This window comes from Phytobacter massiliensis JC163, from assembly GCF_000321045.1.
Lineage (GTDB): Bacteria > Pseudomonadota > Gammaproteobacteria > Enterobacterales > Enterobacteriaceae > Phytobacter_A > Phytobacter_A massiliensis.
Genome location: NZ_HE578945.1, coordinates 756,040 through 768,533, shown reverse-complemented (window position 1 = coordinate 768,533; position 12,494 = coordinate 756,040). Strand labels below are relative to the sequence as shown.

General features: G+C 58.9%; 10 protein-coding genes and 1 pseudogene. 1 reads left to right on the top strand and 10 read right to left on the bottom strand.

Translation table 11 applies throughout. The features are described from left to right. Positions 1-10: 10 nt before the first annotated feature. A complete protein-coding gene (locus ENTHG_RS03885) occupies positions 11-571 on the bottom strand; it encodes a VOC family protein (protein WP_044173656.1) in 561 nt (186 codons plus the stop codon). Between the two features lie 188 nt (positions 572-759). Here ENTHG_RS03885 and argS point away from each other — a divergent pair, with 188 nt between their 5' ends. Further along, positions 760-2,493, top strand: a complete 1,734-nt coding sequence (argS, locus tag ENTHG_RS03880; protein ID WP_044173650.1) for an arginine--tRNA ligase — start codon at positions 760-762, stop codon at positions 2,491-2,493. 155 nt (positions 2,494-2,648) lie between these two features. Here the strand turns inward: argS and bglB are convergent. The 9 genes and pseudogenes from bglB to cheR all read right to left on the bottom strand — a co-directional run bounded on the left by bglB (position 2,649) and on the right by cheR (position 12,487). Further along, a pseudogene (gene bglB, locus ENTHG_RS03875) lies at positions 2,649-3,789 on the bottom strand (beta-galactosidase BglB). 10 nt (positions 3,790-3,799) lie between these two features. Beyond that, positions 3,800-5,377: an MFS transporter gene (locus ENTHG_RS03870; RefSeq protein ID WP_044173648.1), complete on the bottom strand. Its 1,578-nt coding sequence runs from the start codon at positions 5,375-5,377 to the stop codon at positions 3,800-3,802. A gap of 273 nt (positions 5,378-5,650) precedes the next feature. Next, positions 5,651-6,043 carry a flagellar protein FlhE gene (flhE, locus tag ENTHG_RS03865; protein ID WP_044173645.1) on the bottom strand — a complete coding sequence of 131 codons (393 nt, stop codon included), beginning with the start codon at positions 6,041-6,043 and terminating at the stop codon, positions 5,651-5,653. Then, a complete protein-coding gene (flhA, locus tag ENTHG_RS03860) occupies positions 6,043-8,121 on the bottom strand; it encodes a flagellar biosynthesis protein FlhA (RefSeq protein ID WP_044173643.1) in 2,079 nt (692 codons plus the stop codon). Before flhA ends, flhE begins: the two co-directional genes overlap by 1 nt. Next, on the bottom strand, positions 8,114-9,262 hold the full coding sequence (gene flhB, locus ENTHG_RS03855; protein WP_044173641.1) for a flagellar biosynthesis protein FlhB: 1,149 nt from the start codon (positions 9,260-9,262) through the stop codon (positions 8,114-8,116). Before flhB ends, flhA begins: the two co-directional genes overlap by 8 nt. A 248-nt stretch (positions 9,263-9,510) precedes the next feature. After that, positions 9,511-10,155: a protein phosphatase CheZ gene (gene cheZ, locus ENTHG_RS03850; RefSeq protein WP_044173637.1), complete on the bottom strand. Its 645-nt coding sequence runs from the start codon at positions 10,153-10,155 to the stop codon at positions 9,511-9,513. A 10-nt stretch (positions 10,156-10,165) separates the two neighbouring features. Further along, entirely contained in the window at positions 10,166-10,555 is a 390-nt protein-coding gene (cheY, locus tag ENTHG_RS03845) for a chemotaxis response regulator CheY (protein ID WP_044173635.1), read from the bottom strand. A 16-nt stretch (positions 10,556-10,571) separates the two neighbouring features. Beyond that, complete coding sequence (gene cheB, locus ENTHG_RS03840; protein ID WP_044173632.1) at positions 10,572-11,621, bottom strand: protein-glutamate methylesterase/protein glutamine deamidase; 1,050 nt, start codon at positions 11,619-11,621, stop codon at positions 10,572-10,574. Then, positions 11,618-12,487, bottom strand: coding sequence for a protein-glutamate O-methyltransferase CheR (cheR, locus tag ENTHG_RS03835; protein ID WP_044173630.1), 870 nt, complete (start codon positions 12,485-12,487; stop codon positions 11,618-11,620). The genes cheB and cheR overlap by 4 nt, the downstream gene beginning before the upstream one ends. Positions 12,488-12,494: the final 7 nt, after the last annotated feature.

Below are 12,494 nucleotides of genomic sequence, written 5' to 3'. Positions count from 1 at the left end.
TGCTGGCGCATTAACGTTCGCTGGCGACAATCTCTTCAATAGACCAGGGGTGAAATTTCACCGTCACTTTGCCATCGGTCACCGCAAGCGTCGGGTTCGGCAGACGCTCCCGCTCCCCTTTCGGCGAGCTGGTTTTAACCGAGATCCCCGGCTGGCTGAGACCGTCGTCGGCCAGCAGCGCCAGCGCCCTGGCATTGAGCGTCTCCGGCGGCCCCGGCAGCACGATTTCAATATGTTCCCAGCCTTCGTGGGGATAGCGCTTTTCACCCGGCCACGGCAGCTCAACAACCGTAAAGGCCCAGTGGGCGACGCGGATCGGCTCGGCCAGGGTAAACAGGCAAATCGGCCTGCCGTTGATAATATTCTCGGAAAGCAACGCGCCGCACTGCTCAAGGCCGCGTCGCCAGCGTTCCGCCGTTGTATTCTGATGGCAGCGCAGCGAGATATGATCGGCAAACAGCGGCGCGATATCCAGACCGAGACGGGTTGTCAGGTGAGTAAGATCGTCCGTAAAGCGGGTAAGATCCGCCGTCAGGTCCTGCAGTTCATCAATATGTTGCCAGCTAGCCATAGGTTTATCCGTGTGGTTTTATCTGGGCGTTAATTTACCTGCTTCCCGCGCGCTAACCAACCCGCATTGCGGCATTACCGCTGCGGTTGCAGGGCTGACGCCTGCGGGCATTTGCAGTATACTCCCGCCTTTGTTGATAACACCGCGGCCCGCCCTTTCGCGCCGCGTCATAAACGTAAGGTATCCAGGTGAATATTCAGGCTCTCCTCTCAGAAAAAGTCAGTCAGGCGCTTATTGCCGCAGGTGCGAACGCGGATTGCGAACCGCAGGTCCGTCAGTCAGCCAAAGTTCAGTTCGGCGACTATCAGGCCAACGGCGTGATGGCTATCGCCAAAAAGCTGGGCATGGCGCCGCGACAGCTGGCCGAGCAGGTTTTGACTCACCTGGATCTCAACGGCATTGCCAGCAAAGTTGAAATCGCCGGGCCTGGCTTTATTAATATTTTCCTCGATCCGGCGTTCCTGGCACAGCACGTTGAGCAGGCGCTGCAGTCGGAACGCCTGGGCGTTGCGCAGCCACAGCCGCAGACCATCGTTGTTGATTATTCCGCGCCGAACGTGGCGAAAGAGATGCACGTAGGCCATCTGCGCTCGACGATTATCGGCGACGCGGCGGTGCGCACGCTGGAGTTTCTCGGCCATAACGTCATTCGCGCCAACCACGTCGGCGACTGGGGCACCCAGTTTGGGATGCTGATTGCCTGGCTTGAGCTGCAGCAGCAGGAGAACGCCGGTGAAATGGCGCTGGCTGACCTGGAAGGCTTCTATCGCGACGCTAAAAAGCACTACGATGAAGACGAAGCTTTCGCCGAACGCGCGCGCAGCTATGTCGTCAAGCTGCAGGGCGGCGATGAATACTTCCTGCAGATGTGGCGCAAGCTGGTGGACATTACCATGTCCCAGAACCAGATCACCTACGATCGTCTGAACGTCACGCTGACCCGCAACGATGTAATGGGCGAAAGCCTGTATAACCCGATGCTGCCGGGTATCGTCGCCGATCTGAAAGCCAAAGGTCTGGCGGTGGAAAGCGAGGGAGCCACGGTGGTGTTCCTGGATGAGTTCAAAAATAAAGAAGGCGAGCCGATGGGGGTCATCATCCAGAAGAAAGATGGCGGCTTCCTCTATACCACCACCGATATCGCCTGCGCAAAATACCGCTATGAAACTTTGCATGCCGACCGCGTGCTCTACTACATCGACTCCCGTCAGCATCAGCACCTGATGCAGGCATGGACTATCGTGCGCAAAGCGGGCTACGTGCCGGCGTCCGTGCCGCTGGAACACCATATGTTCGGCATGATGCTGGGTAAAGACGGCAAGCCGTTCAAAACCCGCGCCGGAGGCACGGTAAAACTGGCCGATCTGCTGGATGAAGCGCTGGAGCGCGCCCGCCGTCTGGTCGCGGAGAAGAACCCGGACATGCCTGCCGATGAGCTGGAAAAACTGGCTAACGCCGTGGGTATCGGCGCGGTGAAATATGCGGATCTGTCGAAAAACCGCACCACCGATTACGTGTTCGACTGGGACAATATGCTGGCGTTTGAAGGTAACACCGCGCCGTATATGCAGTACGCGTACACCCGCGTGCTTTCTGTCTTCCGCAAAGCGGGGATTGAAGAGAGCGCCCTGAACGCCGCGAAAGTGGTGATTAATGAAGATCGTGAAGCGCAGCTGGCCGCGCGCCTGTTGCAGTTCGAAGAGACCCTCAACGTGGTTGCGCGCGAAGGGACGCCGCATGTCATGTGTGCTTACCTCTACGATCTGGCGGGACTGTTCTCCGGCTTTTACGAACACTGCCCGATCCTCAGCGCGGAAAACGACGAAGTGCGTAACAGCCGCCTGAAACTGGCGCTGCTGACCGCGAAGACGCTTAAGCAGGGGCTTGAGACGCTGGGTATCGAAACCGTTGAGAAGATGTAAAGCCAAACGCCTGAATATAGGGAACGGCGTAGCCCGGGTAAGCGAACAGCGCACCCGGGACTCCCGGATGCGGCGTAACGCCTTATCCGGGCTACAGTTTGAGTAAAGAAAAACCCGGCGATTGCCGGGTTTTTTATGGTGCACAGGTGCAAGGTCTAAAAATACTTGCGCAGATACTCGGTCAGGCAGAGCATCGCCATTGCCTGGCCGTAAGGCATGGAGGTGAGCGGGATCTGGCGGTAGAACTCAAGATCGCTGCCCATGCCGGTGCCAAACGAGACCTGCAGCAGTTCCCCTTCCGGCGAGATGTTCTTCACCACTGCCCGGATCGCGTTTTCCGCGACCTGCGCGTAGTGCGGGTCAACATAACGCTTCCGCACCGCTTTCAGAATGCCGTAGGCGAACCCGGCGGTGGCCGACGCTTCCAGGTACGAGTCTGGATCGTCTAACAGCGTGTGCCACAGGCCGCTCTCGTGCTGGCATTTCGCCAGGGCTGCAATCTGCGCGTTCAGCACCTGCACCAGATAACGGCGCACGGCGTTGTTTTCCGGCAGGTCCACCAGCTCCAGGAAGTCAGGAATCACGATGGTCAGCCAGCTGTTGCCACGCGCCCAGCGGGCGTGGGCAAAGTTGTGGCTACCTTCGTAGCTCCAGCCGTGGAACCACAGTCCGGTTTTCCCGGTCCATCAGGTTCTGCACGTGAAGCAGGAACTGGTAGGTCGCCTCCTCCACATACTCCGGGCGCTTAAGCAGCTTGCCGATTTTCGCCAGCGGCAACACGGTCATCATCAGCGTGTCGTCCCACATCTGCTGATGGTTCTCTTCCGCCAGGGTAATGTGCTGCATGCCGCCGTGCTCGGTACGCGGCATTTCATACATCGCCCACTCCGCCCAGCTCTCCAGCCACGGCAGATAAGCCGGGTTGCCGGTCTCTTCATAGCGATACGCCAGCGTCAGGAACGGCGCCATGGTATTCACGTTTTTGGTGGTCGCGCCTTCGGCAAAGCGGTCGGCGAACCAGCCATCGATAATGTCACGCACCGTCTCATCGCCGGTCTGGCGATAGTACTGGTACATACCGTACAGGCCCACGCCGTGAGTCCATTCCCAGCCTGCCCATCCTTTGGTGTCAATCACGCGCCCGTCGTCAAGCCGCAGTAAGAACTCGCCGGTGGTGTCGTGAATATTGACCAGATTATGAGTCACCTTCTGAATCAATGATTTAAGCTCGTCGCGGGCGATAAAACGCTCTGGCTGGCAAAGTAACGGGCTATGTTTGACAGGCCAAACCTTCATATTCTTAACCTCAGTTGTAAGTCGATTTCAGTGACGCGCTCTCTTTCAGAGACGGCGCGGCAGGTTTATTACGATTCAGATAGCCGATGTTGTTATTGCCCCACAGAGATTCGTACGGCAGGCCCGCCAGCATCTCTACGGTGGCGCGCGCTTCCGGCGTCACGCTCTCCGGCATGGCGCGGCCAGTTTCACGCATTTTCGCGGTCTCTTCACGCAGTACGCCGTGGGTTTTCAGGTTCAGTTTGAAGCGCAGGGAGACCAGGAAGCCGCAGGCCAGCACCAGCAGCGTGCCGAAGCACATCACCATCAGAATGGTGTGGCTCACTTCCGGCAGCTGTGTTTTCTGCCCGGAGACAAAACCGGAGGCCTGCATAATGATGCCTACCAGCATCACCGCGCCTGCCTGAGAGGCTTTACGGGTCAGGGTCATAATGCCGGCGAAGATCCCTTCACGGCGCTGGCCGGTGACCACTTCATCGATATCCGCGATATAGGTGTAGGTGTTCCACGGTACATAGTTGATACCGCCACGGCCCAGACCGGCAACGGCAGAGACCAGCAGCAGCAGCGCGTAGATATCGCTCAGGCCAGCCCAGTAGAGTACGGCGAACGACGCGGCGCTCAGGCCGAACAGCACCACCACCATACGGTAGGAGGGCGCGGGTCCGAAACGGATGCACAGCGGGATCATCGCGATAACGGCGATAAACTGGAAGATGGCCATCGTGCCCATCAGGTTGGACGCGACGGAGGCCTCCTGCATCAGGACGAAGACCACATAGTAAGTAAAGACCGCGTTAAAAACGTCCTGCGCGATATAGCCGCCCAGGTACATGCCCAGATGCTGGCGGAAAATTTTGATACGCAGCGTGGAGCTCAGTTCCACAAACAGGCGGCTCAGGCTCTGGCCAAGGGTCAGGTGTTTCTTCTCTTCTTCCGCACGCAGCGCGGCTTCGGTCCAGTCTTCACGCGGACGCTCCCAGGTAAAGCACCAGACGAAGGTGAGCATCAGGGCGCACAGCACCGAGAACACCAGGCTCGCGTAGAAGAAGGAGATGGGGTTGTCTTTGCCAAAATGGGTTAACAGAATGCCCGGCAGGAAAGAGGCCAGAATCGCGGACATTTGCGCCATGGAGATACGCGCCCCGGAAAATTTGGTCTTCTGTTTGAAGTCGTCGGTCATCTCCGGCACCAGCGTTTCGTACGGCACCAGGATCATGGTATAGACCACATCAAACAGCAGATAGGTCAGCAGGTAGTACCAGAAGCTCATATCCCCGACCCACATAATGGAGTAGCTGAATACGCAGGGGATACCTAACAGGATAAAGAACTTGCGGCGACCAAAGCGTTTACCAAGCCAGGTGGAGCCGAAGTTATCCGTTAAAAAGCCCATCAGCGGGCTGACTACCGCGTCCAGTACCCTGGCGGCGGCAAAGATAAATGTCGCTTCGATAGGCGTCAGACCGCAGAAAGTCGTGTAGAAGTACAACAGCCATGCAGCGGTCAACGCAGTGGTGCCCGCTCCAAGGAAATCGCCTGAACCGTAGGCGAGGTAGTTAACCAGTCCAATTTTACGTGTTTTCATTGCCGTCAACCCTGTTCGTTTTGAGGGACCTCTGACAATCCGGCTTTATCAGAGGTAATGTTTACACGGCTAAAGTAAAAGTATGTGCATCTGGAAACCTTTCTGTTTCTGCCATCAAAGTGGTGAGACTGGCAAAAAAGCAAAGAGTGTGACAACGCGCTTCACTGATTTATAAAACAGTGTTTCTGATGATTCAAAAGACGGGGCCGGATATTGCGATCCAGCCGCCATATTGCAAAAAATGTGCATGACGGCTGGCGAAAAGGCGAGCGATTACCGGTAGTTAACGATAACCTGATTACTGCGGACATTTAACGCCGGGATCAGCCTGCCGCCGCCGGGCACTTCCCAGACGAAGCGCAGCGGCTCGCTGGCGTCAACGCCATCCAGCCCGCGGGTGGTGCCGCTCTGGCCCTCAAGCTGTACGCAGCGAACCTGCGAACAGAGGCGTACCCGCAGCCCGGCTGGCGTGGGTCCGTTCAGAACATAGCGCCATGCGATAAGCGTCATCTGGCCGCTGACCGGCTGCGAAGAGGCCAGCGGGCGCGAGGAGATCGACTGCCCCCGATGGCTAAGGGTAATCCCCATTCCACTGGCCTGCCACGCCCCCTCTCCGGCGGCGTGAGCAAACAACGGCAGTGCGACCAGCAGCAGTACTTTGCGCATTAGCGTCCTCCAATGGTGGCGGTCATACGAATGTGGCGATTGTCGGACAGCTCCAGGTTCGACAGGACAACCAGCTGCGGCAGGCTGCGGCGCAGGAAGCGCGACAGCAGCGGGCGCAGCGCATGGTTGACCAGCAGCACCGGCGGCGCGCCCAGCATCTCCTGGCGTGAAAGCGCCTCCTGGGTTTGCTCCAGCAGTCGGTCCGCGAGGCCCGGTTCCAGCCCGCCGCCGCCCTGCAGAGCCTGCAACAGCAGGCGCTCCAGCGGAGCGTCGAGACCGATGACCTGCACTTCGCCGCTGCCAGGGAACCACTGCTGGGTAATCGCACGACCCAGCGCAACGCGCACTACCGTAGTGAGTTCGTTCGGGTCGTTCTGCAGCGGCGCATGCTCCGCCAGCGTCTCCAGGATGGTGCGCATATCGCGGATAGGCACTTTTTCCGCCAGCAGGTTTTGCAGGACTTTGTGCAGGGTGGTCAGGGTCACCACGCCCGGCACCAGGTCTTCGGTAAGCTTCGGCATCTCCTGGGTGACGCGGTCGAGCAGCTGCTGGGCCTCCTGGCGGCCAAACAGCTCCGGCGCGAACTGCCCAATCAGATGGTTAAGATGGGTCGCCACCACGGTACTGGCTTCCACCACGGTATAGCCCTGGATCTGCGCCTGCTCTTTCAGGGCGCTTTCAATCCAGATAGCCGCCAGGCCAAAGGCCGGATCGGTGGTCGGTTCGCCGGGCAGAGTCCCTGCGGCGGTGCCGGGGTTGATGGCCAGCCAGCGTCCCGGATAGGCGTCCCCGCTGCCCACTTCCACCCCTTTCATCAGGATGCGATAGCGCGCGGGCGGCAGGTCCATATTGTCACGAATGTGCACGACCGGCGGCAGGAAGCCCATATCCTGGGCGAACTTCTTACGAATACTGCGGATACGCCCCAGCAGCTCGCCATCCTGCTGAAAGTCCACCATCGGGATAAGGCGATAGCCCACCTCCATGCCCAGCGAATCCTCCAGCTGGACGTCGTTCCACGTCGCCTCGACGGCCTGGTTGTTCTCCGGCATCTTAACCGGCGTCGCTTCGGCTGGCCCCTGCTGCTGTTTACCGCGCAGCCACCAGGCGAGCCCCAGTAGCGCAGCGGTAAAAAGCAGAAAGACAAAGTTCGGCATGCCCGGCACCAGGCCCAACAGCCCCAGTACCGCGGCGCTCAGTACCATGACCCGCGGGTTGGTAAAGAGCTGACCGACCATCTGCTGGCCCACATCTTCATCATTGGCTACGCGAGTAACAATCACGCCGGCGGCAGTCGAGATAACCAGCGCCGGGATCTGCGCCACCAGGCCATCGCCGATGGTGAGCAGGGTGTAACTCTCCGCCGCGCTGCCAACGTCCATGTTGTGCTGCAGAACGCCCACCAGCAGCCCGCCGATAACGTTAATCACCATAATGAGGATGCCAGCGATAGCATCGCCGCGCACGAACTTACTTGCACCGTCCATCGAGCCGTAGAAATCGGCCTCCTGGGTCACCTCGGAACGGCGCTTCTTCGCCTCTTCCTCGCCAATCAGCCCGGCGTTAAGGTCGGCGTCGATAGCCATCTGTTTGCCGGGCATGCCGTCAAGCACAAACCGCGCGCCCACTTCGGCGATACGCCCCGCACCCTTGGTGATAACCATAAAGTTGATGATAACGAGGATGATAAACACCACGATACCGATGGCGAAGTTACCGCCGACGAGGAAGTGGCCGAAGGCCTCCACCACCTTGCCCGCCGCCGCGCCGCCGGTGTGCCCTTCCATCAGAATGATACGCGTCGAGGCCACGTTCAGCGCCAGGCGCAGCAGCGTGGTAAAGAGCAGTACGGTGGGAAAGGCGGCAAATTCCAGGGTCTTCTGGGTGAACATCGCCACCAGCAGCACCATGATCGACAGCGCGATATTGAAGGTAAACAGCAAATCGAGCACGAATGCCGGTAACGGCAGTACCATCATCGACAGGATAAGCAGAATAAGTACTGGCCCGGCCAGAATTTGCCACTGCGTGGATTTGAAGTTGCCAGGGAGTCGCAACTTTGCCGCCAGATTATTCATCAGTGTCCTTCTCGTTCATAAAATCCAGCGCCTCGGGCACCGGAAGATTTGCAGGTGTCGCAGGGCGTTGCCCCCCGGCCAGGCGCCAGCGTTTCAGCTGCCATACCCAGGCCAGTACTTCGGCGACCGCCGCGTAAAGCTGGCCGGGGATCTGCTGGCCAATTTCAGCGTGGCGGTACAGCGCTCGCGCCAGCGGCGGCGCTTCCAGAACCGGAATCCGGTTTTCCGCACCCAGCTCGCGGATGCGCAGCGCCACCAGTCCGGCCCCTTTGGCCAGCACTTTTGGCGCGCTCATTTTGTTCTCGTCATACTGCAGCGCGACGGCGTAATGGGTCGGGTTAGTGACAATAACGTCGGCTTTTGGCACATCGGCCATCATGCGACGCCGCGCCGCCGCCCTTTGCATCTGGCGAATGCGCCCCTTAACGTGAGGGTCGCCCTCCTGCTGCTTATATTCGTCGCGGATATCCTGCTTCGACATGCGCAGCTTTTTCGTGTGGCTGTAGATCTGGAAGAAGACGTCAAAGCCCACCATCGGGATTATCGACATCACCACCAGCAGGCAGCACATACCCGCCAGATTGAGGGCGTCGGCCATTGCCGTCACGGGCGACTCGGTCATCAGGCGCATAATCTCCGGCCACTTATGCCAGAGGTAGAGCCCTGCCACGCTCCCCATCAGCGCCGTTTTCATCAGCGCCTTCACCAGCTCCGCCACCACCTGAGCGGAGAAGAGGCGCTTAAGGCCGGAAAGCGGGTTGATTTTGGCGAAGTCAAAGCGTAACGATTTGCCGCTCAGAACCAGTCCGCCCAGCAGCGGCGGCGCGACCAGACCTATCAACACCACGCCGGTAACCAGCGGCAGCAGCGCCAGCATCCCGCTTTTCAGCAGCAGAATGACGTGGCCGAAGCTGAGCTTCGGGTCGTTGACAATCGCGTGATCAAAACGCAGCCCTGATTTGAGGATGCCCGACAGATGACGGGCGAAACCCTCGCCGCCGACCCATAAGATGCCGACGCCGATGAACAGAATCAGCAGCGAAGTCAGCTCCTTTGAGCGAGGGATCTGCCCTTCCTCACGGGCCTTCTCTCGTCGGTGGGGTGTGGGGGCTTCTGTTTTGTCGTCGCTGTCGTCTGCCACGGCTCAAATCCACGGGTAGAAATTTGATGACATATTGCCAGAGTCAAGCGTGGCTAATGGCAAGAGTAAGGCATAAAAACGGGGGGTTTTCGGGATTTGGCGCAGGGGCGAGTTGCGCAGCATTGCGGTATCGTATGGAGTTTAGCGCAGTAATCGCGGCTCCCGGATGCGGCGCTGACGCGCCTTATCCGGGCTACCCAAACCGTAGCCCGGGTAAGGCGCAAGCCGCACCCGGGAGGGGGCGAAAGTCAGAAACCCAGGCTGTCCAGCAGGTCGTCAACCTGATCCTGGCTGGCAACCACACCGGCTTTGCTGGTGTCGAGCTGCGGGCCGTTAAGCAGGCTTTCGTTTTCACGTTTGGTGCGCGCGGCGGGCTCCGGCATGTTCTCCAGCAGCACCATCAGCAACTGGCGCTCAATCTCCTGGATCACGTCCATCATCCGCTTGATAACCTGACCGGTGAGGTCCTGGAAATCCTGCGCCATCATGATATCGAGCAGCTGTGCGTTGGTGAAGCTGGTGTGACCCGGCACGTCCGCAAGGTATTTACGCGTGTCGGTCACCAGCTCGCGGGCGTCTGCCAGCTCAATCGGGTTTTCGAACCACGCATCCCAGCGCGTACTCAGCGCTTTGGCCCCTTTTTCCATCTCGTCCTGATGCGGCTGAGAAGCCTCAACGCTATTCAGGGCGCGCTCTGCCGCCTGGGCGGTCATTTGCACCACATAATCCAGACGGTCGCGGGCATCGGGAATGGCCTCGGCCGCTTCGGCAATCGCCTGATCCAGCCCCAGTTCACGCAGGCTGTCGCGCAGCATACGCGTCAGGCTGCCGATGCGGGCAATGATATCGCTGGGCGAATGCTCTTCCACAGGTTTCATTGAAGGTTGAATCATCATCCCGTCCTCACATGCCGAGTTTCTCGAAAATTTTGCCGAGTTTCTCTTCAAGGGTCGCTGCGGTGAACGGTTTCACCACGTAGCCGCTCGCGCCAGCCTGCGCCGCCGCGATAATGTTCTCTTTCTTGGCTTCCGCCGTCACCATCAGCACCGGTAGCGCGGACATATTGCCGTCGGCGCGAATGGTTTTGAGCAGCTCAAGTCCGTCCATGTTCGGCATGTTCCAGTCAGAGATAACAAAACCAAAACCGCCCGCCTGGAGTTTGTTCAGCGCGTCAACGCCGTCTTCGGCTTCCTCAACGTTGTTGAACCCCAGCTCTTTTAACAGGTTGCGAACGATGCGACGCATCGTGGAAAAGTCGTCAACAACCAGAAATTTGAGCTCTTTATCCGCCATAAAACTACACTCCTCATTAAATACGTATTGCCTGTCCGGCACTGATTTTCGCCAGCATCTGCTGGCTTACCTGGCTAAGATCGACCACTTCGCACACGCCACCCATATTGATGGCCTCGCGCGGCATGCCGAACACCACACAACTTGCTTCGTTTTGCGCGATGGTCCAGGCGCCCGCCTGGTGCATCGCTAACATCCCGGCCGCGCCGTCGTTGCCCATGCCGGTGAGGATAACCCCCACGGCATTGCGCCCGGCGTGCTTCGCGACCGAATGAAACAGCACATCCACGGCAGGACGGTGGCGATTCACCGGCGGCCCGTCGTGAAGTTTGATCTGATAGTTAGCCCCGCTGCGCGCCAGCTCCATATGCCGGTCTCCCGGCGCGATATAGGCATGCCCCGGCAGAACGCGCTCGCCGTCCTCGGCCTCTTTCACGGCGATCTGACAAAGCTTATTTAGCCGCTCGGCAAAGGAGCGGGTAAACCCTGGCGGCATATGCTGCGTAATCAGAATACCCGGACTTGAAAGCGGCAATGGCTGGAGTACATGGCGAATTGCCTCTGTTCCTCCGGTTGATGCGCCAATGGCCAGCAATTTTTCCGAGCTGAGCAGCGGGCCGGCTTTTAACGTCACCGGCGCGGCCAGCGGTTTATGCGCTGCCAGACGTGCCCGGGAAGCGGTGCGTACCTTTTCGGCGATCATCTCGCTGTAGGCCAGCATCCCTTCACGGATACCAATTTGCGGCTTGGTGACGAAATCAATCGCCCCCAGCTCCAGCGCCCGCAGCGTGACTTCGGAGCCTTTACCGGTCAGGGAGGAGACCATCACCACCGGCATCGGACGCAGGCGCATCAGCTTCTCCAGAAAATCCAGGCCGTCCATGCGCGGCATTTCGACATCGAGCGTCAGCACATCCGGGTTAAATTTTTTAATCAGATCCCGGGCGACCAGCGGGTCCGGCGCGGTGGCCACCATCTCCATGTCGCTGTGACTGTTGATAATTTCGGTCATGATTTGACGCATTAGTGCAGAATCATCGACGGACATTACCCTGATTTTACTCATGCTTTATCCTTACTCAGCGCGTAAACCGTCTGCCCACGCAGGCTAAATTCGCGCACGAGGTTGCTGAAATTCTCCGAATGCCCGGCAAAGAGTAATCCATCAGGCTTAAGCAGGGGCGCAAAGCGGTGCAGGATATCTTGCTGTGTCGTTTTATCGAAATAAATCATCACGTTGCGGCAAAATATGGCGTCAAACGGCCCCGGCACGTTGTACTGTTTGTCCAGCAGGTTGACCGACTGGAAGTCGACATAGTTCGCCAGCTCCTGCCGTACGCGAACCAGGCCTGCGTGCGGCCCGGTGCCGCGCATGAAATAACGCTGCAACTGCTGGGGCGAGAGGGTTTTCAGCTCATCCAACCGGTAGATGCCGCTGCGCGCCTTCTCCAGCACTTCGGTGTCGATATCGCTGGCTATCACCTTCCAGCGTCCCGGCGCCATCCCCAGCGCATCGGCCAGGGTGATGGCTATCGAGTAGGGCTCTTCCCCCGTCGAGGCCGCCGCGCTCCAGACGCGATATTCCCCTGACCGCTTGCGAGCGTGATCCGCCAGCACCGGAAAGTGGTGCGCCTCACGGAAGAAAGCGGTCAGGTTGGTGGTCAGCGAGTTGATAAAGGCCTGCCACTCCGCGCTGTTCTGGTTCGCTTCCAGCATGCTCAGGTAGCGGCCAAAATCATCCAGCCCGAGCGTGCGCAGACGCCGCACCAGCCGGTTGTAGACCATGTCCCGCTTATGATCGGCAAGGACGATCCCGGCGCGCTGATAGATAAGCTGGCAAATCCGCCGAAAATGCGCGTCAGAGAGCGCGAGACGCTGGGACATCTGCTGCAAAATAAACGACGTTTGCCCGTTGGGCATGGATGATGTCATAGCGTCT